Source organism: Vicinamibacterales bacterium, assembly GCA_041659285.1.
In the GTDB taxonomy this organism is placed as follows: domain Bacteria; phylum Acidobacteriota; class Vicinamibacteria; order Vicinamibacterales; family UBA2999; genus 12-FULL-67-14b.
In genome coordinates, this window is record JBAZYO010000021.1 from 33,664 (window position 1) to 58,403 (window position 24,740).

The 24,740-nt window shown below is 68.7% G+C and carries 21 protein-coding genes; 15 read left to right on the forward strand and 6 right to left on the reverse strand.

Features of this window, described 5'->3' with window-relative positions; all coding sequences use genetic code 11:
* Positions 1 to 100 precede the first annotated feature (100 nt).
* Positions 101 to 1,267, reverse strand: a complete 1,167-nt coding sequence (locus tag WC815_22670) for a class I SAM-dependent rRNA methyltransferase (protein MFA5911591.1) — start codon at positions 1,265 to 1,267, stop codon at positions 101 to 103.
* A 113-nt stretch (positions 1,268 to 1,380) separates the two neighbouring features.
* On the opposite strand from WC815_22670, the gene rpiB reads away from it, so the two are divergent.
* From rpiB to WC815_22715, 9 genes are all read left to right on the forward strand, one after another.
* The gene (gene rpiB, locus WC815_22675) at positions 1,381 to 1,827 is read left to right on the forward strand and encodes a ribose 5-phosphate isomerase B (protein ID MFA5911592.1); all 447 of its coding nucleotides are present in this window, start codon (positions 1,381 to 1,383) and stop codon (positions 1,825 to 1,827) included.
* A 61-nt stretch (positions 1,828 to 1,888) separates the two neighbouring features.
* Positions 1,889 to 3,157 (forward strand): serine hydroxymethyltransferase, encoded by a 1,269-nt coding sequence (gene glyA, locus WC815_22680; GenBank protein ID MFA5911593.1) that lies wholly within the window; start codon positions 1,889 to 1,891, stop codon positions 3,155 to 3,157.
* Positions 3,118 to 5,127, forward strand: a complete 2,010-nt coding sequence (locus WC815_22685) for a helicase C-terminal domain-containing protein (protein MFA5911594.1) — start codon at positions 3,118 to 3,120, stop codon at positions 5,125 to 5,127. The genes glyA and WC815_22685 overlap by 40 nt, the downstream gene beginning before the upstream one ends.
* Positions 5,128 to 5,159: 32 nt before the next feature.
* A complete protein-coding gene (locus tag WC815_22690; protein ID MFA5911595.1) occupies positions 5,160 to 6,122 on the forward strand; it encodes a tetratricopeptide repeat protein in 963 nt (320 codons plus the stop codon).
* 19 nt (positions 6,123 to 6,141) lie between these two features.
* On the forward strand, positions 6,142 to 6,843 hold the full coding sequence (locus tag WC815_22695; GenBank protein MFA5911596.1) for a YggS family pyridoxal phosphate-dependent enzyme: 702 nt from the start codon (positions 6,142 to 6,144) through the stop codon (positions 6,841 to 6,843).
* Positions 6,840 to 7,406: a DivIVA domain-containing protein gene (locus tag WC815_22700; GenBank protein ID MFA5911597.1), complete on the forward strand. Its 567-nt coding sequence runs from the start codon at positions 6,840 to 6,842 to the stop codon at positions 7,404 to 7,406. The genes WC815_22695 and WC815_22700 overlap by 4 nt, the downstream gene beginning before the upstream one ends.
* Before the next feature lie 16 nt (positions 7,407 to 7,422).
* On the forward strand, positions 7,423 to 7,680 hold the full coding sequence (locus WC815_22705) for a DUF167 domain-containing protein (protein ID MFA5911598.1): 258 nt from the start codon (positions 7,423 to 7,425) through the stop codon (positions 7,678 to 7,680).
* Positions 7,681 to 7,926: 246 nt separating this feature from the next.
* Complete coding sequence (hutI, locus tag WC815_22710) at positions 7,927 to 9,168, forward strand: imidazolonepropionase (GenBank protein MFA5911599.1); 1,242 nt, start codon at positions 7,927 to 7,929, stop codon at positions 9,166 to 9,168.
* Between the two features lie 49 nt (positions 9,169 to 9,217).
* Complete coding sequence (locus WC815_22715) at positions 9,218 to 9,835, forward strand: cyclodeaminase/cyclohydrolase family protein (GenBank protein MFA5911600.1); 618 nt, start codon at positions 9,218 to 9,220, stop codon at positions 9,833 to 9,835.
* Positions 9,836 to 9,978: 143 nt separating this feature from the next.
* Here WC815_22715 and WC815_22720 read toward each other — a convergent pair whose 3' ends face one another.
* The 3 genes from WC815_22720 to lepA all read right to left on the reverse strand — a co-directional run bounded on the left by WC815_22720 (position 9,979) and on the right by lepA (position 12,876).
* Positions 9,979 to 10,326, reverse strand: coding sequence for a hypothetical protein (locus tag WC815_22720; GenBank protein ID MFA5911601.1), 348 nt, complete (start codon positions 10,324 to 10,326; stop codon positions 9,979 to 9,981).
* A gap of 91 nt (positions 10,327 to 10,417) precedes the next feature.
* Positions 10,418 to 11,071: a signal peptidase I gene (gene lepB / locus WC815_22725; GenBank protein ID MFA5911602.1), complete on the reverse strand. Its 654-nt coding sequence runs from the start codon at positions 11,069 to 11,071 to the stop codon at positions 10,418 to 10,420.
* A 2-nt stretch (positions 11,072 to 11,073) separates the two neighbouring features.
* Entirely contained in the window at positions 11,074 to 12,876 is a 1,803-nt protein-coding gene (lepA, locus tag WC815_22730; protein ID MFA5911603.1) for a translation elongation factor 4, read from the reverse strand.
* 202 nt (positions 12,877 to 13,078) lie between these two features.
* Between lepA and WC815_22735 the strand changes: the two genes are divergently transcribed.
* Positions 13,079 to 14,389, forward strand: a complete 1,311-nt coding sequence (locus WC815_22735) for a trypsin-like peptidase domain-containing protein (protein MFA5911604.1) — start codon at positions 13,079 to 13,081, stop codon at positions 14,387 to 14,389.
* A gap of 12 nt (positions 14,390 to 14,401) precedes the next feature.
* On the opposite strand, the gene WC815_22740 is transcribed toward WC815_22735, so the two are convergent.
* Positions 14,402 to 15,910 carry a serine hydrolase domain-containing protein gene (locus WC815_22740; GenBank protein MFA5911605.1) on the reverse strand — a complete coding sequence of 503 codons (1,509 nt, stop codon included), beginning with the start codon at positions 15,908 to 15,910 and terminating at the stop codon, positions 14,402 to 14,404.
* A 105-nt stretch (positions 15,911 to 16,015) separates the two neighbouring features.
* Here WC815_22740 and WC815_22745 point away from each other — a divergent pair, with 105 nt between their 5' ends.
* The 4 genes from WC815_22745 (at position 16,016) to WC815_22760 (ending at position 22,748) form a co-directional block, all read left to right on the forward strand.
* The gene (locus tag WC815_22745; GenBank protein ID MFA5911606.1) at positions 16,016 to 17,278 is read left to right on the forward strand and encodes an MFS transporter; all 1,263 of its coding nucleotides are present in this window, start codon (positions 16,016 to 16,018) and stop codon (positions 17,276 to 17,278) included.
* A 113-nt stretch (positions 17,279 to 17,391) separates the two neighbouring features.
* Positions 17,392 to 18,486: a DSD1 family PLP-dependent enzyme gene (locus WC815_22750; GenBank protein MFA5911607.1), complete on the forward strand. Its 1,095-nt coding sequence runs from the start codon at positions 17,392 to 17,394 to the stop codon at positions 18,484 to 18,486.
* Positions 18,487 to 18,533: 47 nt separating this feature from the next.
* The gene (locus WC815_22755) at positions 18,534 to 21,443 is read left to right on the forward strand and encodes an FAD-linked oxidase C-terminal domain-containing protein (GenBank protein ID MFA5911608.1); all 2,910 of its coding nucleotides are present in this window, start codon (positions 18,534 to 18,536) and stop codon (positions 21,441 to 21,443) included.
* A gap of 33 nt (positions 21,444 to 21,476) precedes the next feature.
* A complete protein-coding gene (locus WC815_22760; GenBank protein MFA5911609.1) occupies positions 21,477 to 22,748 on the forward strand; it encodes an SLC13 family permease in 1,272 nt (423 codons plus the stop codon).
* 32 nt (positions 22,749 to 22,780) lie between these two features.
* On the opposite strand, the gene WC815_22765 is transcribed toward WC815_22760, so the two are convergent.
* Positions 22,781 to 23,512: an enoyl-CoA hydratase gene (locus tag WC815_22765; GenBank protein ID MFA5911610.1), complete on the reverse strand. Its 732-nt coding sequence runs from the start codon at positions 23,510 to 23,512 to the stop codon at positions 22,781 to 22,783.
* 19 nt (positions 23,513 to 23,531) lie between these two features.
* Between WC815_22765 and WC815_22770 the strand changes: the two genes are divergently transcribed.
* Entirely contained in the window at positions 23,532 to 24,722 is a 1,191-nt protein-coding gene (locus WC815_22770; protein MFA5911611.1) for a CoA transferase, read from the forward strand.
* Positions 24,723 to 24,740 lie beyond the last annotated feature (18 nt).

Sequence of the window (24,740 nt, forward strand, 5' to 3'; positions counted from 1 at the left end):
CACGCGATGTAACCGCCTGTCACCCCGTATTAGCCTCATGGCTACCATCACTTACGCGAATGTTGCCATCCCCGTTTATCGGCTGGCCACACCCGGCATGTTAGGCCAGTTTGCGGAGGATCAGGCACTTCAGGTAATAGGTCTCCGGCACCCCCAAAAGCACCGGGTGATCCCGCCCCTGCATGCGTTTTTCCACCACAGTTACGGGGGTATGGGCGTCCACGGAGGCCTCGAACACCGCCTGGGCAAACATCCCCTCGTCCACGTTGTACGAGCAACTGCACGTGATCAGATAGCCGCCGGGGGCCAGCAGGCGCAGGGCGCGGAGGTTGATTTCCTTGTAGCCGGCCAGGGCGTTCTGGATGGACGCCTTGTTCTTGGCGAAGGCGGGCGGGTCCAACACGATGGTGTCGTAACGGGCGCCGTCCCGTTCCATGTGCCGGAGCTCGTCGAACACGTTGGCCTCGCGGGCGGTGAGATTGGTGACGCCGTTGGCCGCCGCGTTGGCCGTGATGCGGGCCACCGCGTCGGCTGACACGTCGAGGGCCTCCACGGTCTGGCAACGCGGCGCCAGCGCCAGCGCAAAGCCGCCGTTGTAGCTGAAACAATCCAGCAGGGCCCCGTGCGCGTAGCGCGCGGCCGCTTCCCGGTTCTCGCGTTGGTCGAGAAACAACCCGGTCTTCTGCCCGCGCCACGGATCGACGTCGTAGGTCACGCCGGCCTCGCGCACGCTGATGGTCTCGGGCACCGCGCCGTAAAGGACCTCGACCTTCTGCTCCAGGCCCTCGAGCAACCGCACTTTGGGATCGTTCCGCGCCAGCACGCCCCTGGCGCCGGTCAGCTCCACGAGCAGCGGCACCAGCGCCGGCGTCAGCCGATCCATGCCCTGCGACAGCGTCTGCATCACCAGGTAGTCGCCGTAGCGATCCACGATCAGCGACGGCAGCAGGTCGGCCTCGCCGTGCACGAGGCGATACGCGGTGGCGTCGATCGCGAGGACGTCGCGGAAGCGGATGGCGCGCTCGAGGCGCCCGCGCCAGAACGCCTCGTCGATCGCGCGATCGTCGCGCGCGATCATGCGCAGCGTGATTTGCGACTGGTCGCTGAACAGCGCGTGGCCCAGCTCGCGGTGGCGCGGCCCGCGCACCCGGACGACGATGCCCGGCTCGACGTCGGACACGTCCATGACGTCCGACCGGTAGATCCAGGGGTGGCCGCTGCGGATGCGGTCCTCGCCCTTGGCGTTGACGATGGCGGTGGGAAGCACCTGTCTATAGTGTCACGGTGCTCCGCCCTCGCGGCCGAAGGCCGCTACGGCGAGACCTCGCCGACGCTCGCGAGCGACCGGCGCGAGCGAAGGCGGGCAAGATAGAATCTGCCATGCACATCGCGCTCGCCGCCGACCACGCGGGGTTCTACCTCAAGGACTCGCTGAAGCGCACGCTCGACGAGCTGGGCGTCACCTACCAGGACTTCGGCACCACCTCCGCGGCGTCGGTGGACTACCCCGACTTCGCGCAGGCGGTGGCCGCCGGGGTGGCGAGCGGGCAATTCGATCGCGGCATCCTGGTCTGCGGCACCGGCATCGGGATGGCGATTGCCGCCAACAAGGTGCCGGGCGTCCGCGCCGCGCCGGTGGTTGACACCGACACCGCCAGGCTGGCCCGCGAGCACAACGACCTCAACGTGCTCACGCTCGGCGCCCGCGTCACGCCGGAAGTGCGCGCCCGGGAGATCGTCAAGGTCTTCCTGGAAACACCGTTCGAGGGCGGACGCCACGCCGGCCGCGTCGAGAAGATCCACCGCATCGAGAAATCACGGGTCTGACCCCGAGCCCGGGGAGACGACGGACCGGACCCCTTCGCGCCTGATAGAATCACAGCTCCACATGGACAACCTGTCATTGATGCAGCGGTCGCTCGCGCAATCGGATCCGGAGATTGCCGCGGCCATCGCCAACGAAACCGCGCGGCAGGCCGAAGGCCTGGAGCTGATCGCGTCGGAGAACTTCGTCAGCAGCGCCGTGCTCGAAGCCGCCGGCTCGGTGATGACCAACAAGTACGCCGAAGGCTACCCGGGCAAGCGCTACTACGGCGGCTGCGAGTTCGTGGACGTCGCCGAAACGCTGGCCATCGCCCGCGCCAAGGCGCTGTTCGGCGCCGACCACGTCAACGTGCAGCCCCACTCCGGGGCGCAGGCCAACATGGCCGTCTTCTTCACGCTGCTCAAGCCCGGCGACGTGGTGCTCGGCATGAACCTCGCGCACGGCGGGCACCTCACCCACGGGCACCCGCTGAACTTCTCCGGCAAGCTCTACACGATCGTGCCGTACGGCGTGCGCCAGGACGACGAGCGGGTCGATTACGACGAGTTCGAGCGGCTGGCCGAACAGCACCAGCCGAAGATGATCATCGCTGGCGCCAGCGCCTATCCGCGCGCCTTCGACTTCGCGCGCATGGGCGAGGTGGCGCGCCGCGTCGGCGCGCCGCTGATGGTCGACATGGCCCACATCGCCGGCCTCGTCGCCGGCGGCCAGCACCCCAGCCCCGTGCCGCACGCCGACTTCGTCACCACCACCACGCACAAGACCCTCCGCGGGCCGCGCGGCGGCATGGTGATGTGCCGCGAGCAGTACGCCAAAGACCTCGATCGCGCGGTGTTCCCGGGCGTGCAGGGCGGGCCGCTGATGCACGTCATCGCCGCCAAGGCGGTGTGCTTCCGCGAGGCCGCGACCCCGGAGTTTGCGGCTTACCAGAAGCAGCTGGTCACCAACGCCAAGCGCCTCGCTGCCGCCATGACCGCTTCCGGATTTCGCATCGTCAGCGGCGGCACCGACAATCACATCGTCCTGGTGGACGTGTTCTCCAAGGGCATTACCGGCAAGGTCGCGGAGGCGGCGCTGGGACAGGCCGGGATCACGGTCAACAAGAACGCGATCCCGTTCGACCGGAATCCGCCGATGGTGGCGAGCGGCGTGCGCCTCGGCACGCCGGCGGTGACCACGCGCGGCATGGGCGAAGCGGAAATGGATCTGATCGCCGGCTTCATCACGCGGGCGCTGGCCACACCAGAGGATGCGCGCGCGCTGACGATGATCAAGGCGGAAGTCGAGCAGCTGTGCCGGAAGTTCCCGCTCTACCCGGAACGCCGGGGCTAGTCGCCGCCGTCGAGGCGGCGTTTGCCGACGACGGCGTGCTGGCGCGGGCGGTCGATCAGTTCGAGCCCCGCGCGGGCCAGCGCGCCATGGCGCTGGCCGTCGCCGAGACGCTGCGCGACGGCGGCGTGCTGCTCGCCGAAGCCGGCACCGGCACCGGCAAGACGCTGGCCTACCTCGTACCGGCCATCCTGAGCCGCCAGCGGGTGCTGATCTCGACCGGCACCAAGAACCTCCAGGAACAGATCTACTTCAAGGACCTGCCGGTATTGCGCGAGGCGCTGGGCGTGCCGTTCAAGGCCGCCTACATGAAGGGCCGCGCCAACTACCTGTGCCTCCACCGGCTCGACCAGCTGCGGGCGTCGCCGGCGGTTCCGCACGACTTCGTGTCGATGGTGGACGAGTGGCGGCGGGTCACCGAGACGGGCGATCGCGCCGAGCTGCGCGAGCTGCCGGAAGACTCGGCCACCTGGCACGACGTCTCGGCCACCGCCGACACCTGCCTCGGCAACGACTGCCCGCAATACCAGGAGTGCTACGTCACCCGCATGCGCCAGCGCGCGGCGGAGTCGGACATCGTGATCGTGAATCACCACCTGCTATGCGCCGACGCCTCGGTGCGGCAGAGCAGCTACGGCGAGGTGATCCCCGAGTGCCACTACGCGGTGCTGGACGAGGCGCACCAGCTCGAGGACGTCGCGACGCAGTACTTCGGCATTGCCGTCAGCAACTATCGGGTCGATGACCTGGTGCGCGACGGCGAGCGCGGGCTGAACCTCGGCGCGATCGAGGATGCCGATGGCGACATCCGGCGGGCGCTGCGGCGGGTGGACGATCACGCGCGCGAGTTCTTCGGCCGGCTGGCCATGGCCCGGCAATCGCGCGGCCCTTCGACTTCGCTCAGGGCAGGCGGCTTCGGCGAAGAACGGCTGCGCATCGGCCCCGACTGGTTCGGCGACATCATCGACGACGGCCTCGGGCTGGTCAGCGGCCTCAACGCCGTCGAACGCGACCTGGAGCGGGTCGCCGGGTCGGCCGCCGGCCCCGGCAGCGTCGCCAACGAGGAGGCGGCCACGCTGGCCCGCCGTGCCGCGGAACTCCGCGACAACCTGCAGTTCCTGCTCGAGGCGGCGAACCCGGCGTTTGTCTACTTCCTGGAGACGCGCCACCGCGGCGTCTTCCTGCGCGCCGCGCCGATCGACGTCTCGGCGATCATCCGCGAGCAGTTGCTCGACAAGATGCGCGCCACCGTGCTCACCTCGGCGACGCTCACCGTCGCGGGCTCGTTCGAGTACGTGAAGCGGCGCCTCGGCGCGCACGACGCCGCCGACCTGCGGGTGCCGTCGGAATTCGACTTCACGGAGCAGGCCATCCTCTACCTGCCGCGGCAGATGCCGCCGCCGAAGTCCCCGGAGTACGGCGACGCGGTGGCGCGCGAGGTGCTCGACCTGCTGCGGCGCACCGAAGGCCGCGCCTTCGTCCTGTTCACGAGCTACGCCATGCTGCGCTCCGTGCGCGACCGCATCGAGCTCGAGCTCCCCTACCCGCTGATCGTGCAGGGGTCGGCGCCGCGCAGCGTGCTGCTGACGCAGTTCCGGGCGACGCCGAACGCCGTGCTGTTTGCCACCTCGTCGTTCTGGCAGGGCGTGGACGTGGTCGGCGAGCAATTGAGCTGCGTGATCATCGACAAGCTGCCGTTCGCCTCGCCGGGCGATCCGATCACCGCCGCCCGCATCGAGGCGATCACCGCCGAGGGCGGCGACGCCTTCCAGGAATACCAGGTCCCCCTCGCCATCCTGGCGATGCTGCAGGGGTTGGGCCGCCTGATCCGCCACCGCAGCGACCGCGGCGTGCTGGCCGTGCTCGATCCGCGACTGCGGACGATGGGCTACGGCCGCCGCTTCCTGGACTCGTTCCCCCCGGCCCCGGTGACCCAGAGCCCGGAGGCGGTGACCCGTTTTTTCGCCGTCTGACGTACACTCTTGGTCTAAGGCAGGCACCGCACATGACACACTTTTCCACGAACCGCCGTCGCCAAGGCTTCGGCGCCCAGGCCCGCATCGTCACGATCTTGCTCGCGTCCGTCCTGGCGGCGTCCGCCGCCTTCGCGCAATCCACGATGATCAAGGGCAAAGTGGTTGACGCCAAGGGCGAGCCGATGGTCGGCGTGGCCATCACCATCGAGGGCGTGGGCCGCAGCCGCAAGCTGACCACCAAGACCGACAAGCGCGGCGAGTACATCCAGTTGCTGACCGAGTCGGGCCAGTACAAGGTGACCGCCACCGACGCCAAGATCGGCGCCGCCGAGACGATGCTGCGCGTCGTCCTCGGCAAGGTCAGCGAGGCCAACATCGTGCTGGCGCCGACCACCGCCGCGAACAACGAAGCCAAGGCGGCGGAACTGCGGAAGGTGTTCGACGAAGGCGTCGCCGCCAGCCGCACCGGCAATCACGACGCCGCGATCGAGAAGTTCCAGGCCGCGCTCGCCGTGTCGCCGGCCTGTTTCGACTGCCTCTACAACATCGGCGTCGCCTATCTCGCGAAGAAAGACGACAAGCAGGCCGAGGAGACGTGGAAGAAGGCGCTCGAGCTGAAGCCCGACTACACCGAGGCGCTCAACGCGCTCTCCACGCTCTACAACAACCAGAAGCGCTTCGACGAAGCCTCGGCAATGAGCGCGAAGGCGGCTTCGGCCGGCGGCGGCGGCAGCGGCAGCGCCGACGCCACCTTCAACCAGGGCATCATTCTCTGGAACCAGGGCAAGATCGCCGACGCCAAGGCCAAGTTCGAAGAGACCATCAAGGCGAACCCGGCTCACGCCGACGCCCACTACCAGCTCGGCATGGCGCTGCTGAACGAAGGCAAGCTGCCGGACGCCGTGGCCGCGTTCGAGACCTACGTCAAGCTCGAGCCGAACGGCCAGTACGCGACGCAGGCCAAGGGCATGATCGCGCAGCTCAAGAAATAACGAAGACCGCATTTCGAACGTGTACGAACACATTCCCGGGCGCCTGGCGGAGGTTCGCGATCGCATCGCGGCGGCCGCCGGGCGGGCCGGCCGGCACCCGGACGACGTCCGGCTGATCGCCGTTTCGAAAACCCATCCCATCGACGCCGTGAGGGCCGCCGCCGAGGCGGGCCAGCTCGACTTCGGCGAAAACAAGGTCCAGGAGGCGCTGCAGAAGATCGCGGCGTCGGCCGATACGAGACTACGGTGGCATCTCATCGGCCACCTGCAGTCGAACAAGGCGAAGAAGGCGGCAGCCGTCGTCGATGCCGTGCACGCCATCGACAGCATCGACCTGCTGCAGCGCGTGGACCAGGGCGCCGCGGCGGCGGGGCGCTCGCTGGACGTGCTGGTGCAAGTGGACCTTGCGCTCGAAGACGCCAAGTTCGGCGCGCCGGTGGACACGGTGCCGGGAATCTTTGCCGCGGCGGCCGAATGCCGGTCGGCGGCGCTGGTGGGGCTGATGCTCCTGCCCCCGCTGGCCGAGAACCCGGAAGACGCGCGCCCCTGGTTCGCCAGGCTGCGGGCGTTGCGCGACCAGCTGGCCGAGGGCGGCGTGCCGGCGGCCCGGCTCCGCGAGTTGTCGATGGGCATGAGCCACGACTTCGAAGTGGCGATCGAAGAAGGGGCCACCATGGTCCGCGTCGGCACGGCAATATTCGGCATGAGGGACTACGCATGAAGGTGACGCCTCTCGATCTCCGGCAGCAGCAATTCAAGACCGTGATGCGCGGGTATGACCGCGGCGAGGTACAGGCGTTCCTCCTTGAGGTGGCCGACGACTACGAGAACGCCCTGCGCGACAACGACAAGCTTCGCCAGGACGTGGCCAAGCTCGACGCCGTGCTCGGCGAGCATCGCGGGCAGGAGCGCAACCTCCGCAACACGCTGCTCACCGCGCAGAAACTGGCGGACGAGATCAAGGAGCACGCCCAGGCGGAAGCGGCGCTGTCGATCCGGGAGGCCGAAGGCCGCGCCGACCTGCTCCTGCAGAAGGCGCAATCGCGCCTCGAAGACGTGCAGCGCGAAATCGACAACCTGCGCATGAAGCGCCGCGAGGTCGAGAACGACATCGAGGCGCTGGTGCGGACGCTGAACAGCACCCTGGAATTCATCCGCGACCAGGATGCGCGGTCGCGCGAAGACCGCATCCTCCTCCACCGCCCGCGCACCGCGGAAGCGGCGCCGGCACAGTCGCCACGGCCGGCGGATGTCACGCCCAAAGCCGACAGCCAGGCCGGCTAGCGCCGGCCTGATCGAGGTGCGCGTCATCCCGCGCGCCGGCCGCAGCGGCGTGGCCGGCCTGAGGGATGGCGCCCTGCTCGTGCGGCTGGCCGCCGCGCCCGTGGACGGCGCCGCCAACGCCGAACTCGTGGCGGTACTCGCCGACGCCCTCGACCTTCCCAAACGCAGCATCCAGATCGTGAGCGGCGATCGCTCGCGCTCCAAGCGCGTGCGCATCGACGGCATGGAGGCCGATGCGGTCTTCGCAGCACTCGGCGTTGGCCGCCCCGTGTAATGGGCCGCAGGCAGACGTGATCGCCAGGGCCACAGATGACACAGATGACGCAGGCGGGCAAAGCGCCCAGCGGCGAAGCCGCTGACGACGAGGCGAGAGCCCTCGAGGAATGAAGCTCGGAGAAGTCGCTGAGTGCTTCATTCCCTCGAGTGCTCTCGCCTCGTCGCCGCGCGCGCTCCGCGCGCGCGTGGGCGCTTCCCGCTTGCCGCATCTGCGCAATCTGCGTAATCTGCGGCTCTGGACCTGATGACCGCCGACTTTCTGATACAAGACGCCGATCTCGTCGCCACGTGTGCCGGTCCCGGCCCGCGCGTAGGCGCGGCGCAGAACGACCTCTCCGGGATCGCGCGCGGCTCGGTGGCCGGCCTCGATGGGCGCATCGTCTTCGTGGGCCCCGCCGACGCCGGCAATCGCGCCGTCACGCTCGCACCAAACGCGCAGGTGATCGACGCGCGCGGCTGTACGGTGGTCCCCGGGTTCGTCGATCCGCACACGCACCTGGTGTTCGGCGGCGACCGCCGCGAGGAACTGCGGCGGCGGCTCGCCGGCGCCACCTATGCCGAGATCGCCGCGGACGGCGGCGGCATCGTCAAGACCGTGGCCGCGACGCGGGCGGCGAGCGAACTCGAGTTGATCGACAGCGCGCGCGCGCGCCTGGCGGAGATGCTGGCACTTGGGACCACGACCGCGGAGGCCAAGAGCGGCTACGGGCTCGATCGGGAGACCGAGCTGCGCCTGCTGCGGGCCATCCGCGCGCTGGCGGCCACGCAGCCAATCGAACTGACCGCCACCTTCATGGGCGCGCACGAGGTGCCGGTGGAATACCGCGGACGGCGCGCGGACTACGTCCGGCTGATCATCGACGACATGATCCCGGCCGTGGCCCGCGAGGGCCTGGCCGAATGGTGCGACGTGTTCTGCGAGACCGGCGTGTTCGCCCCGGAGGAGTCGCAGGCCATTCTCGAGGCCGGCCGGCGTCACGGACTCAAGCCCCGCGTGCACGCCGACGAACTCGGGCTGAGCGGCGGCGCCGCGGTCGCGGCCGCCGTCGGCGCGCGATCCGCCGATCACCTGATCTTTGTGGACGAGGCGAACGCGAAGAAGATGGCCGAGCGCGGCGTGATCGCCACGCTGTTGCCCGCGGCCGCTTTCTTCCTCAAGCTGGGCCGCTTCGCGCCGGCGCGCATGCTGATCGACCAGGGCGTCGCGGTGGCGTTGGCCACCGACCTCAACCCCGGCGGCGGCTTCACGCCGTCGATGCCGTTCGTGATGACGCTGGCGTGCTTCGGCATGAACATGACGCTCGAAGAAGCCCTGGTCGCGTCAACAATCAACGCCGCCGCCGCCATCGATCGCGCCGATGACATCGGCAGCCTCGAACCCGGCAAGCAACTCGACGCGGTGGTCGTCAACGGCGCCCTCGCCGACCTCATCCGGGTCGGCGGACCGGTGATTCGCCACGTCGTCAAACGCGGCCGAATCGTATGACGCCCGGGACCGGTTCCCGGCTCCCGGTTGCCGGTAGAATCGATTCGCTATGAAGTTCTCCGACATGACCGTGGCGCAGTTCCTCGGCGCGCTCGCCAGCCCGGATCCCACGCCCGGTGGAGGCACCGCGTCGGCCATCGCCGGCGCGATGGCCGCCTCCCTGCTGGTGATGGTGTCCGGCCTTGCCAAGTCGCACACCAACACCGACGTGGAGAAAGAGGCCCTCGCCGCGGCCAGGCAGGCCCTGCAACCGCTCAGCGCGACGCTCGTGGATCTCGCCGACGCCGACAGCGCCGCGTTCGACGACGTGTTGAGCGCCTATCGGCTGCCGAAGGCCACCGACGACGAGAAGGCCGCGCGATCGGCGGCGATCCAGTCGGCCCTCCAGGGGGCCACGGTCGTGCCGCTGCACACCCTGCGCGCCTGCACCGAAGCGCTGGCGCACGCCGGGGTGGTGGCCGCCTGCGGCAACCGCTCCGCCGTGAGCGACGTGGGGGTGGCGATTGGGTTGCTGGAAGCGGCGGCGGCCGGCGCCGAGGCCAACGTCCGCATCAACCTCGGCAGCGTGCGCGACCTGCACTTCACGTCGGCGACCGGCGATGAAACCGGCCGACTCGTGTCAGACGCCGCTCGCCTGGCCGCCGCGGCGCGGGCGCACCTCGGCTAGCAGGCCACAGATCACCGATGACAGCCGCAGTTCGCCAGTAGCAGCCACAGATTAGGCACAGGAGTGATTACGACGGGTCCCAGAATTACCCGGTCTAATCTGCGTCTAATCTGCGGCTGTTATCTGTGGCTGCTATCGGTGGCCTAGCGGCGCGGCTTGGTCAACATCCGCACCGAGGCGGTCGGATGGAACGTGATCGGCTGGGTAACGATGCCGGGAATGAACGCGACGTCCGTCGTGTAGGTGATGTTGACGATGCGGTCGGAGGCGCGTTCCGTGATGGTGACGTTGTCGGCCTCCACCGGCAGCCCGTAGTCGTAGGCCAGCGAGACAATCTGCTGGATCAGCTCGGACTCCGAGGCGTTGGGCGCAAACAGCAGGGCCTGCTCGACGTCGTCTTCGAACTGGTAGTTGGACATCGTGGCCCGCCCGCCCTGGAAGGCGGCCGTCAGGATGGCAAAGGCCAGCACGAGCTTGATGATCGTTTTCATGTGTCCACGGGCCTACGGGGGATCGGCACGCCCGCCTTTGTGGACATCATAGTGCAGCGCGCGCCCTCGAGCGCGCAACTGTGCCCGCCCGCTAGTGAATCTGGTGCAGCAGGCGGTCCCAGCGAACGCCGAGGAACGACGTCGCCGGCGCCCCGTCGTCCGGCGTATCGAACGACCAGTAGATGAACAGGGCGCGGCCCTTCACGTACGACTGCGGCAGGAAGCCCCAGTAGCGGCTGTCCTGCGAATCGTCACGGTTGTCGCCCATCATGAAGTAATGCCCGGCCGGCACGCTGACCGGGCCGTACTTGCGGCGCAGGTCGAAGCCGTCGGCCTGGCCTTCCGCCACCGGCGGGAACAGGTAGTGGGCGTAGGGCTCGATCAGCGGCATGCCGTTGATGATGATGGTCTGGTTGCGCAGTTCGATGGTGTCGCCGGGCAGCCCGATGACGCGCTTGATGAAGTCGCGATCGGGTTCCTCGGGATACTTGAACACCACGACGTCGCCGCGCTCGATCGGGCGCATCGGCAGGAGGGCGCGTTCGAGGGCGCCGGCCGCGGGCGCGAAGATGAACTTGTTGACGAGCAGGTGATCGCCCACCAGCAGGTTGGGCTTCATCGACCCGGTCGGAATCTTGAAGGCCTGGAAGACGAACGTGCGCACGAACAGCGCGAGGATGACGGCAACCACGATTGACTCGAAGTACTCGCGCAGGGTGGACTTCTGGAAGGTCGCCTCGGTCACGGCTACTCGTCTCCAATCTTGAGGACCGCCAGGAACGCTTCCTGCGGGATCTCCACGGTCCCGACGCGCTTCATGCGCTTCTTGCCTTCCTTCTGCTTCTCGAGCAGCTTGCGCTTGCGTGAGATGTCGCCGCCGTAACACTTGGCCAGCACGTTCTTGCGCAGCGCCTTGACCGACTCGCGGGCGATGATGCGGGCGCCGATGGCGGCCTGGATGGCGACCTCGAACATCTGCCGCGGGATCAGCTCGCGCATCTTCGACGCCAGCAACCGGCCGCGATCGTAGGCGCGATCGCGGTGGACGATGATCGACAGCGCGTCCACCGGCTCGGCGTTGACCAGGATGTCGAGCTTGACCAGTGGCGATTCCCAGTAGCCGGTGACGTGGTAGTCGAGCGAGGCGTAGCCGCGCGAGATGGTCTTGAGGCGGTCGTAGAAGTCGAGCACCACCTCGTTGAACGGCAGCTCGTAGGTGATCAGCACGCGATCGGCGGCCTTGAACTCGAGTTGCTTCTGCACGCCGCGCTTGTCCTGGCACAGCTGCAGGATGGCGCCGACGAACTCGGCCGGGGTCAGGATCATCGCCGTGATCACCGGCTCCTCGATCTTGCTGATGTGCCCGGCCTCGGGCAGCTTGGCCGGGCTGTCGATCTCGACCACCGCGCCGTCGGTCCTGGTCACGCGATACAGCACGCCCGGCGCCGTGGTCACCAGGTCCATGTTGAACTCGCGCTCGAGCCGCTCCTGCACGATCTCCATGTGCAGCAGGCCGAGGAAGCCGCAGCGGAAGCCGAAGCCGAGCGCCACCGAGGTTTCCGGCTCGAAGAAGAACGCCGCGTCGTTCAGCCGCAGTTTCTCCAGCGACTCGCGCAGTTCGGCGTACTGGTGGCTTTCCACCGGATAGAGGCCGGCGAACACCATCGGCTTCAGTTCCTTGAAGCCCGGGAAGGGCTCCAGCGTCGGCCGGTAGGTCTCGGTGACGGTGTCGCCAATCTGCGCGTCGGACACCACCTTGATGCCGCAGGCAATGAAGCCCACTTCGCCAGGCCCGAGCTGCTCAATCGGCACGGCCTTCGGCGAGAACACGCCCAGCGTCTCGACCTCGTGGTCCTGCTTGGTGTTCATCAGCGTGACTTTCATGCCGGCGCGAATGGTGCCCTCGAGCACGCGCACGACGATCACCACGCCGCGATACGAGTCGTACCACGAGTCGAAGATCAGCGCCTTGAGCGGCGCCTCCGGGTCGCCCTCCGGCGGCGGCAGCCGCGTGACGATCGCCTCGAGGATGTCGATGACGCCGATGCCTTCCTTGGCGCTGGCGAGAATGGCGGTGTCGCCGTCGAGGCCGATAATGTCCTCGATCTGCCGCCGCGCCTCGTCGGGCTGCGCGCTGGGCAGGTCGATCTTATTGATGACGGGAATGATCTCGAGGTTGTTCTCCACCGCGAGATAGGCGTTCGCCAGCGTCTGCGCCTCGACGCCCTGCGAGGCATCCACCAGCAGCAGCGCACCCTCGCACGCCGCCAGCGACCGGGTGACCTCGTAGCTGAAGTCGACGTGCCCGGGCGTGTCGATCAGGTTGAGCACGTAGGTCTTGCCGTCCTTGGCGGTGTAATTCAGCCGGACCGGGTGGGCCTTGATGGTGATGCCGCGCTCGCGCTCGAGGTCCATGCTGTCGAGCACCTGCGCCGACATCTCGCGCATCTGCAGCGCGCCGGTGACTTCGAGGAATCGATCGGCCAGCGTCGACTTGCCGTGGTCGATGTGCGCGATGATCGAAAAATTACGGATGTGGGGCTGATTCACTGAAGATTCTGGTCCTGCTGTCGGGCCTGTCCGCCGACTTGTCCGCCATGGCGCTGGGCGCGAAGGCGGAAGCGCCTGGCGCGAAGGCAGATCCTGACTATTATGACTCATGCCTGACCTGGGTTCCGGGCTCAGCCGCCTCTGCCCCGTCTGCGGCCGTCGTGTGCCCAGGGCGGTGAACAGCTGCCGATGCGGCGCGGGAATGCCCGACCTCGGCCCGGTTGAGCCGGAGTTGGAGGGCTCGAAGGGCGGCCTGTCTCTGGCCATCCTCGCGACGGCGGCCGGCCTGGTCGCCGTGCTGGCCGGCGCGGCCTACTGGTCGTTCTCGCGGCCACCGGCAGCCGACATACCCACCCAAGTCACCCGGCCGGGAACCGTCGACGGCGGCTTCATGACGCCGCCGGCCGTGGCGACGGGCCCCGAATCGTCCGCCGAGCGCCGCGCGTGGGACGCCGTCCTGGCCAAGAACGGCACGCCGGCGCCAGACGACGCCCCGGCCGCGGCGGAACCTGCCGCCGCGCTCGCCGCCCCAACGTCACTGGAAGACGTCGTCAGCCGGGTCATGCCCGCCGTGGTGCTCGTCGAAACGTCGGCGGGCAGCGGCAGCGGGTTCTTCGTCCGGCCCGACACCATCATCACCAACGTCCACGTCGTCAAGGATGACGCGTTCGTGAAGTTGCGCCGCATCGACGGCACCACGGTCTCGGCACGCGTTGACCAGCGGTCGCCGGCCTTCGACATCGCCGTGCTGAAGGTGATGGCGCCGGTCGCGGGACAGGTGGTCATCCCGATGGGCTCGGCCAATTCGCTGCGGCCGGGCCAGGAAGTGATCACGATCGGCTCCGCGCTCGGCACGCTCCAGAACAGCGTCACGCGCGGCATCGTCAGCGGCGTGCGGCAATCGGGCAACGCCACCCTGGTGCAGACCGACGCGGCGGCCAACCCCGGGAACAGTGGCGGCCCCTTGCTCGACCGCAACGGCGTTGCCATCGGCATCACCACCATGGGCTACCGCGATCAGCAGGGCCTCAACTTCGCGGTGGCCATCGACCACGCCCGCGCAATTATCGAAGGCCGTTCAGCCGGTCCGGCGTCGGCGCCGCTGGCCATGAACGAGCTGAAGTCGCTGACCCCGGCGGTGCAGTCGGAGTCGGAGCGCGCCCTCGACGTTGGCCAGCGCACGTTCCTGGCGACCGCGGCGCGGTTGTCGAAGACGGCGGACCTGCTCGATACCGAGTGGCAGCGCTTCCGGCAGTCCTGCTACACCACCGCGCTCCCGGGCTCGTTCAGCCACGAGTGGTTCGTGATGCTGTCGCCGCGCGCGATCACCACGGCGCAAGTGCCGGCCGGATCGTGCGGCACGTTCCTCACCGCGTTTCAACAGGAAGCCACCCGCGTGGCCACGGAGATGCGGAGCGCCCTGAACGACGCGCGCCGCGCCGGCGTGCTGCCCGGCGTGGTGCGCGACGCGCTGCGCGCTAACCGCCTCGAATTCGACGGCTGGGATCGCTGACCGCGGGCGCGGTCAGGGCGTCGCGCGGGTCAGGCTCAGCGACTGGATCTGAGGCGGATTGGTCGGCGCCAACAGCAACGACCCCTTCACCCGGCCATCCGCGCAGCGCCACGTGAAGTCGCCGGACAGCACGCCGGTGGCCACGATCGGCGCGGTGGTCTCGCAGGCGCCGACCTGCGCCTTGAGGCCGGCGAGATCGCGCGCCCAGCCTTCGGCGGATCGATCCATCAGGAAATTCATCGCCAGCGCGTCGCCCGCCGCGGTGACGCTGCCCGCCGTATAGATCCGGCCCACGGCGCCATAAGCGGTCGAGAGCGACCCGTCGCCGGTGGTGGGCCGGGCCTTCAATAACCCCGCGCGGTGAAGCGCAACCGCCGCATCCCACACGGGCGCGCGTGGCCCGGCGTAGGTGCGATTGGCAAACGCAAAAATGCCGACGCCATGGTCGGGCAGCAGCAGCACGTGCGATCCATAGCCGGGATAGCCGCCACCATGAGAGAGCGTCAGTCCAAGGTCGCAGTCAGGGGCCACGAACATGCCCATCCCGTAGGTCGCGGCCTGCCGGCACGCCTCCGCACCGCTCTTGCCGGCGCGCTGGCGCACGGTTGGGAAGTTCGCGCCCTGCGCGAGCTCGCGCACCGAGGCCCGCTTCACCGGACCGGCATCGGCACCGTCGCGCGCGGGCCACGCCGACAGCAACCAGGCGACGTACTTCGCGTAGTCGTTGGCGCTGGTCTGCAACCCACCCATGGCGCCGAACGCGCCGTGGGCCATCGTCGGCTCCAGGCGCCACGCCGCGTCTTCCCATCGGTAGCCCAGCGCCCGCCGCGCGGCCGGCGCCTGGGTGACCTCGAAGCCGGAAGACGTCATGCCGAGCGGGGCCAGCAGGAGCCGCTCGATGTAGTCCTTGAATGGTTGCTGCGCCACGTTCGTGATGACCCGGCCGAGCATCGCGTAGCCGAGGTTCGAGTACTCCATCGCCGTGCCCGGGGGGCGCGTGAACGGCACTCCCTGGCGCAGGAGCCGCGTGAATTCGCCGTCTGGCAGCGGTGTCTGCCGATCGCCCCACGGGTCGTCGGTGACCAGGCCGGCCGTATGGGTCAGCAGGTCGCGGACACGAATCCGCGGCGAGTCTTCGGTCGGGTACCGCCACTCGCGAATTTCCGGGATGTAGGTCTCCGCCGGCGCATCGAGCGACAGGCGCCCGGCGTCACGGAGGCTCAGGATCGACAGCGCCGTGAACGCCTTGGTCATCGAGGCAATGCGGAACAGCGTCTCGGCCGACACCGGGCGCTTCGACTCGAGGTCCTGGATGCCCAGCCCCTTCACGTGCACGAGCCGGCCGTCCATTACCACGCCGTAGACCATGCCCGGAATGTGCGCGTCGAGCCGGTAGTCGTCGAAACTACGGTCAATTGCGGCGAAGACGTCGGCCGCCTGCGCTCTCGCGGCGCCGGAGGGCTGTGCGAGGGGCACGGCCACGACGATGGCCAGCAGAACCGCAATCGTGTCTCGTCGCATGGCGCGAATCCTAGCACGCCCCCCGCGCGCTCTCGGGGGCAGCCGCCGCCGCGTCATCGCGTGTACACTTCGCGGCACAGACCAATGCCCCCCCACGATGAGCCTGTGATCTCGCCCCTGGCCGCCGCCTCTGCGGACGGTCCCTTGGCCTGGTGGCACGAGGCCGACACCCGCGCCCGCCGCGCGTTCGTTGCCGCGTCGCTCGGCTGGATGCTCGACTCGTTCGACGTGATGCTCTACTCGCTGGTGCTCGCGTCGCTCCTGCAGGACCCCGCGCTGCAGCTCACCACGGCGGTGGCCGGCCAATTGGGAGCCCTCACGCTGTTGGCAGCAGCGGTTGGGGGCGTGGCGTTTGGCGTGATTGCCGATCGCATTGGCCGCAAGCGCGCGCTGATGGCGGCGGTACTCATCTATTCGATTTTCACCGCGGCGTGCGGCTTTGCGCAGACCGTGCCGCAACTGGCGGTGTTTCGAATCCTGCTCGGCTTCGGCATGGGCGGCGAGTGGGCCACCGGCGTGGCCCTGGTCTCCGAGACCTTTCCGGCGCGACACCGCGGCAAGGCCCTCGCCTTCGTGCAGAGTTCATGGGCCATTGGCTACGCCCTGGCGGCGGCGGTCAACCTCGTCGTGATGCCGTTCTGGGGCTGGCGCGGCGTGTTCTTCGTCGGCGTGCTGCCCGCGGTGTTCACGCTCTGGATCCGCCGCAAGGTGGAAGAGCCCGCGATGTGGCACCAGACCGCGCCCGAAGCCCGCGGCCGCGTCAGCGTGCTGTTCGCGCCCGGCATGGCGCGGGTCACGGTGTTCATCATCCTGATGAACGCCTGCACCCTGTTTGGCTGGTGGGGGCTGAACCTCTGGGTGCCGGCCTACCTGAATCTGCCGGTCGATCGCGGCGGCATCGGCTTGTCGTCGTCCGCCATGTCGTGGTTCGTAATCGCGATGCAGGTGGGCATGTGGTTCGGCTACATCAGCTTCGGCTACGTGGCGGACGCGATTGGCCGCAAGCGCGCCTACGTGATCTATGTCCTGATGGCCAGCTTGCTGCTGCCGCTGTACGGTGTGATTCGCATGCCGGCGCTGTTGCTGGTGCTCGGCCCCTTCGTCGCCTTCTTCGGCACCGGCTACTACAGTGGCTTCGGCGCCGTCATCGCCGAACTCTACCCGACAGCCGTGCGCGCGACGGCGGCGGGCGTCTGCTACAACGTCGGCCGCATCGCCAGTGCCGCTGCTCCGTTCGTCGTCGGGTCGATGGCGGGCACGCGGGGATTCGGCGTGGCGTTTGCCATTACCGGCGCGGCGTTCCTGCTCGCAGCGGTGATGTGGACAGGCATTCCGGCAACCCACAACCGCGAACTGCGCGCGAACTGACCAGGGCCGGGCGGGGCGTGAAGGTGGTGATGTCGGGAGCCGCGCCGTCGACGAGCTTCGTCATCGAGGCAATCCGGTCGAGGAAGAGGAAGTAGTGCTAGCATTCGCAATCGATGCAATTCCGCGGCGACATCCCCACTCCTGCCCTCCTGCTCGATCTCGATGCGTTTGAATCGAACATCGCGACCATGGCCGCGCACCTCCGGAAGCGAGGCAAGGCTTTTCGCCCGCACGGCAAGACCCACAAGTGCCCGCAGGTGGCCCGCGCACTGATCAATGCCGGCGCCGTGGGCTGCTGCGCGGCGCGGCTCAGCGAGGCGGAGGTGTTCGCCGACCACGGCATCCCCGGCCTGCTGATCACGACGGCGGTGATTGGCCGCGCCAAGATCGCCCGCGCCGTCGCGCTGGCGGCGCGGGCGCCCGACACCATTTTCTGTGTTGACGATGCGGACAATGTCCACGAGCTGAACGCGGCGGCGAAAGCGGCCGGCGTGAAGGTCGAGGTCGCGATCGATCTGTACTTCGGCCGCACCGGCGTCCTGCCCGGGGAGCCCGCGCTGGCGCTTGCCAGGGTGATCGCCTCGCTACCCGGCCTGAACCTCGCCGGCTTGCAGTCCTACGACGGCGACGCCGCGCACACCACGCCGTTCGAGGCGCGGCGGGCGCGCACGGACGGCTCGATGGCCAGGGCCGCCGAGACGCGGATGCTGATCGAACGTGACGGCATCCCGTGTCCAATGGTCACGGGTGGATCCACGGGCACCTACCGGTTCGACTCCGAAAACCCGGGCGTGACCGAGCTGCAGCCGGGCAGCTTCGTGTTCATGGACATCGACTACGGGCGCATCGGCGGACCCGACGGTGCCGAGTACCGCGACTTCAAGAACGCGCTGACCGTGGTCACCACCGTGGTCTCGACGCCGCCCGGTTTTGCCATCGTTGACGGCGGCTACAAGGCGTTCTCCACCGATCGACCGTTCACGCCGGCAGCGGTGGACCTGCCGGGAATCACCTATGGGTGGGCGGGCGACGAACACGGTCGGTTGAACCTGGCCGGCGCGTCCCGCGCGCTCAAGCTCGGCGACCGCATTGAGTTCATTCCCCCGCACTGCGATCCGACGGTGAACCTGTACGACCACCTCTACGCCCTGCGCGGCGACCGCCTCGAGGGCGTGTGGTCGATCGCGGCGCGCGGCAAGAGCCAGTAGGCCACAGACCAAAAGACAGCCACAGATTAGGCACAGATTAGACACCGATGGCAGCCCTCCAACGCGAACTCGAAGCCGTCATCGATGGCGAGGTGCGGTTCGATCGGGTCTCGCGCGCGCTCTACTCGACCGACGCCAGCGTCTACCAGATCGAGCCGCTTGGCGTCGTCATCCCCCGCTCCGCTGAAGCCGTGGTGCAGGCGGTGAACATCGCGGCCCGGCACGGCGTGTCGATCACCCCTCGCGGCGGCGGCACCTCGCAGGCCGGCCAGGCGATCGGCGCCGGCCTGGTGCTCGACACCTCCAAGCACCTCAACCGCATCCTCGAGATCAACGCCGACGAGCGGTGGGCGCGCGTCGAACCCGGCGTGGTGCTCGACGACCTGAACGCCGAACTGCGGCGGTTCAACCTGCGCTTCGCCCCCGATGTGTCGTCGGCCAGCCGCGCCACCATCGGCGGCATGATGGCCAACAACTCGAGCGGCGCCCGGTCGGTCGTCTACGGCAAGACCATCGATCACGTCCGCGAGCAGCGGGTCGTGCTGTCGGATGGACGGCTCGTCCACCTGCGGCCCCTGACCGCCGCGCAACTGGATGAGGCGCGGCAAGGCGACAGCATCGAGGCCCGCGCCTATCGGACCGTGCCGGAGCTCGGCCGCCGCCACGCTGCCGAGATCGAGCGGCGGTTCCCCAAGGTCCTGCGCCGCGTCGGCGGCTACAACCTCGACGCCTTCGTCGGTCCGGATCGTCCCGTCGATCTCACCCGCATCCTCGTCGGCTCGGAGGGCACACTGGGCTTCATCGTCGAGGCCAAGATCGGGCTGGTAGCCCTGCCCGCGAGCAAGGCCGTGCTCACCGTCGAGTTCGACGAGTTGCTCGAGGCCCTGGGCGCCACGCCGCTGATCCTCGCGCACCAGCCGTCCGCGGTCGAGGTGATGGACGACTTCATCCTGAGCCACGCCCAGGGTCACGCGGTGCTCGAGGCGCAGCGGCGCTCGATGATCGACCGCGACGGGTCGGCGCTCCTGTGCGTCGAGTTTTACGGCGATCCAGAAGGTCCGGCTAAAGCCGGACACCACATGGACCAGCTGACGGAACGGATGAATGCAGTCGAACGCGACCTCAGGGGCGCGGGCATTTCCTGCCGCTGCCGGCAGATCGTCGACCCCGCCGCGCAGCAGCGGATCTGGAGCTTCCGCGAAGCCGCGCTCGGGCTGTCCACGGCGATGAAGTCGGACGGCAAGGCGATTTCCTTTGTCGAAGACACCGCCGTCGCACCGGAGAAGCTTCGCGACTACATCGATCGCTTCGTCGGCATCGTCCGGCGGCACGACACCGTGGCCGGCGTCTACGCCCACGCCTCGGTCGGCTGCCTGCACGTCCGGCCGGTCGTCAACCTCAAGACCGCGCGGGGAGTCGCCACTTTCGAGGCAATTGCCAGCGAGGTTGCCGACCTGGTCCTCGAGTTTGGCGGCGCGCTGTCGGGCGAGCACGGTGACGGCCTCGTGCGCGGCGCCTTCAACGAGCGGATGTTCGGCGCGGAGCTCTACCAGGCCTTCCGCGACGTCAAGCGCACGTTCGATCCCAACAGCCTCTTCAATCCCGGCCGCATCGTTGACACGCCGCCGATTACCTCGCACCTGCGGTTCGGCGCCGGATACGAGACGCCCAGCCCGGCCACGTTCTTCGATTACTCGGAGCACGGCGGGTTCGGCCGCGCGGTGGAAATGTGCAGCGGCGTCGGCCTGTGCCGCAAGACCCGCGACGGGACGATGTGCCCGTCGTACATGGTGACGCGCGACGAAGCGCATTCAACCCGCGGGCGCGCCAACGTGTTGCGGCTGGCGATGACCGGCCGCCTAGGCGAGGCGGCGCTCACGGACCAGGGCGTGCACGAGGTGCTCGACCTGTGCCTGGAATGCCGCGCCTGTAAGTCCGAGTGTCCGGTGGGCGTCGATGTCGCCAGGTTCAAGAGCGAGTTCCTGGCTGATTACTGGGAGCGTCACGGCCTGTCCGCAGGCGCGCTGGTGTTCGGCAACGCGCGGTCGGCCGCGGAGTGGGGCAGCCGGCTGGCGCCGCTGTCGAACGCGATCAGCGGCAGCGCGCCGGCGAGGTGGATGGCGGAGGCGGCGTTGGGCCTCGATCGCCGCCGCCAACTGCCGCGGTGGACGCGCCGCACGTTGCGAAAGCGGCTGGCTCGCCATCACTCGCCGGTCAGCGAACCGAAGGCGGCCCTGTTCGCCGATACCTTCACCGAGTTCGAGGATCCGGACATCGGCGTCGCGGCGGTCGAGGTACTCGACGCCTCCGGCCTCGGCGCCACGCTGGCGCCCAACGTCTGCTGCGGGCGGCCGCTGATTTCGCAGGGGCTGCTGCGCGAAGCACGGCGGCAAGCCGCGGCCAACGTTCACGCGCTCTACGACCTCGCCGCGCGCGGCACCGCAATCGTGTTCGTCGAGCCCAGCTGCCTGTCGGCGGTGCGAGAAGACGCGCCCGGCCTGCTGCGCGGCGAGTTGCAGCGCCGCGCGCAGGTGATTGCGCGGGCGTCGGTGCTGTTCGAGGAATATCTCGAACGGGAGCTGGCGGCCGGTCGCGCGCGGTTGCCGCTCAAGAGCGGACCGGCCCGGATCCAATTGCATCCGCACTGTCATCAGCGGTCGATGGGCCTGGCGGCGCCGGCCAAGGCGCTGCTCGCCCGCATCCCCGGCGCGCAGGTCACCGACCTCGAGGCCGGGTGCTGCGGCATGGCGGGGTCATTCGGCTATTCCAGGGATCATTACGACGTGTCGCAGGCGATCGGCGAGCGCAAGCTGCTGCCCGCCGCCCGCGCTCTCGACGATCAATCCACCCTGGTCGCCGGCGGCACCTCGTGCCGGCACCAGGTCGCCCACTTCACGGGGGTGCGCGCCGTGCACCCGGCCGTCCTGCTCAGCTCGCTGCTGGCGCGGTCCGGCTAAAGCCGGACGCTACATTGGTTTGGAGGAGACCCGATGAACCTTGCGTGGATTTCGCTGGTGGCGCTGGTGATTGCCGTCACGCTCAGTATCGTGACCAGCGTCAACGTCGGCGTGGTCTCGCTCGCCTTCGCGTGGATCGTCGGCGTGTATCTCGGCGGCATGCCGCTCAATTCGGTGATCGGCGCCTTCCCCATCCAGCTGTTCCTCACGCTGGTCGGCGTGACGCTGCTGTTCGGCATCGCCAATATCAACGGTACGCTCGGGCGAATCGCGACCCGCGCGGTGCAGTTGTGCCGCGGCAACGCCGGGGTGATTCCAGTGATGTTCTTCCTGATCGCCCTGGGCCTCTCCAGCATCGGACCGGGCAACATCGGGACGACGGCGATCCTGGCGCCGATGGCGATGGCGGTGGGCGGGCGCGCGATGGTGCCGCCCTTCCTGATGGCGTTGATGGTCGGCAACGGCGCGCAGGCCGGCGCCCTCTCGCCCTTTGCCCCGACCGGCGTGATCGTCAACGGCATCATGGACCGCATCGGCCTGCCGGGGCATGAGCTCCAGACCTACGCCAACAACCTGCTGGCCCACGTGGTGGTCACCTTTGCCGCGTATTTCCTGTTCGGGGGGTGGAAGCTCTTCACCAAGCGGCCGGTCGAACGCCTGGTCTCACAGAGCGACCAGGCCGGTGCGCGCGGAGACACCGAACTGGTCGAGGCCGAACCGTTCGAGGCCATCCACTGGATCACGCTGGCCATCCTGACCACGCTCGTCATCGTCGTCGTGGTGTTCAAGATGCAGGTCGGCATGGCGGCGCTGACCGGCGCGGCCATCCTCTCCCTGCTCCGGCCCGGTCACGAGAAGGAGGCCCTGAAGAAAATGCCGTGGGGCGTCGTGATCATGGTGTGCGGCGTCACCGTCCTGATCGGCGTGCTGGAAAAGACCCAGGGCATGTCGCTGTTTGCCGACCTGCTCGCGAAGATCTCGACACCGGGCACCGTCACGCTGACGATTGCGTTCGTGACGGGCGTGGTCTCGGCCTATAGCAGCACCTCGGGGGTCGTGCTGCCGGCGTTCCTCCCCACGGTGCCCGCGCTGGCCACGCAGCTCGGCGCGGATCCGCTCGCCATCGCCTCGGCCATGAACGTGGGCGGCCACCTGGTGGACCTGTCGCCGCTGTCAACGATCGGCGCGCTGTGCATCGCCGCCCTGCCGCCTGAAGGCGATTCGAAAAAGCTGTTCAACCAGCTCCTGGCGTGGGGGTTGTCGATGATGGTGGTGGGCGCGCTGATCTGCTGGGTGCTGTTCTAGGGGTCTGACCCCTCGGCACGCCTTGCTCGGGGTCAGACCCCGAAACGTGGCTTGCGGCCTTCGAGGAACGCCGCGACGCCCTCCTGGAAGTCGGCGCTGCCATAGCACGCCCGCAGGATGTCGTCGGCCGCCGCCGCCGCCGGCCGGCGATGCTCGCGCAACCGCAACAGCATGGCCTTGGTCGCCATGATCGTGCTCGGCGCTCGCGTCGAGAGCTCGGCGGCGATCTTGATGGTTTCCCCTTCCAGTTGCTCCACCGGCAAGACCATGGTGGCCAGGCCGCGCTGGTAGGCCTCGGTCGCGTCAACCAGGCGGCCGGTCAGCAACAGCTCTTTCGTCAACGCCACGCCCAGCAGGTCCACCATCCGCGCCGTATTCGCGATCGACAGGCAGTTGCCCAGCGTGCGGGCCACCGGCACGCCGAAACTGGCCCGCTCGGAGCAGATGCGAAGGTCGCAGGCCATCGCGATCGCGCAGCCGCCGCCGACGGCGGCGCCGTCCACTTCGGCGATGGTCGGGATGCGGACGCGCTCGATGCGATCGATCACCGCGTCGAGCCGGCGTTCGTAGGCGACGCCGGCGTCACCGTTGGCGAACTCGCGGAACTGCGAGATGTCGGTCCCGGCGGCGAAGGCGCCCCCGGCTCCGCGTATGATGAGGACGCGCACGTCGGCGGCCGCCTCGGCGGTGTCGCACGCGGTGACGAGCGCGTCGTACATGTCCCACGTCAGCGCGTTGCGCGCCTTAGGACGATTGAATGTCACCACTCCGACGGATCCGTTGATGTCCCAGGCTAGGTTGCTCGAAGGCATAGTGGTTCTCGATACGACGCAGGTCATGGCCGGCCCGTATTGCGCGATGTTACTGGCGGACATGGGCGCGCGCGTGATCAAAGTGGAGCCGCCCGCCGGCGACTCGACGCGGGCCATGGCCGGCGCCAGGGGTAACGACAGCGCCGCGTTCAACGCCGTGAACCGCGGCAAGCTGGGCATTGTGCTCGATCTCACGAAAGAGAAGGGCCGCGAAGTGTTCACGCGCATGGCCCGCGGCGCCGACATCCTCGTGGAGAACTACCGGCCCGGGGTGATGGGGCGGCTCGGCCTGGACTATGCGGCCCTGTCGGCGGAGAACCCGCGGCTGATCTACGCCTCGATCTCCGGGCACGGCCAGACCGGGCCGTGGGCGTCAAAGGGCGGCTTCGACCTGATCGCGCAAGGCCTGTCTGGCATCATGTCCGTCACCGGCGCGCCCGACGGTCCGCCGGTCAAGGCCGGCGTGCCGATCACCGACCTCGGCGCGGGGCTGTTTGCGCTGATCGGCATCCTCGGCGCGCTGCACCACCGGGCGCAATCCGGGCGCGGCCAGCACATCGATACCTCCCTCGTGGATGCCGGGCTCGCCTTGTCCGTGTGGGAGGTCACCGACTACTTCACCAGCGGACAGGTGCCCGGGCCCCTCGGGTCGGCGCACCGGATGACCGCGCCCTACCAGGCGTTCCGCTGTGCCGACGGGCACATCACCGTGGGCGCCGCCAATAACCGCAATTTCGCCAAGCTGGCCGAGCTGCTCGGGCATGCCGAGTGGATCACCGACTCGCGGTTCTCCACCGACCACGTGCGCGTGCAGCACCGGACCGAGCTGGCGGCCCTGATTGACGCAATCACCGCGACCGCGCCCCGCGCGGAGTGGCTCGAGCGGCTGGACGCCGCCGGCATCCCGTGCGGTGCGATCCTCGACTACGAGGACGCGCTGACGACGCCGCAGGCGCTGGCGCGGGAGATGACCGTGGACGTCGATCATCCGACGCTCGGGCGCTTGCGCACGCTGGGCACGCCCATCAAGATGTCGGCCACGCCGCTCAATCCGCGCGGGCGCGGGCCGATGCTGGGCGAGCATACCGACGCGGTGTTGGCCGAGATGGGATACAGCGGGGACGAGATCGAGCAGTTCCGCTACGCCGGCGTCGTCATGTAGGCGCCATGACGTAGCCAA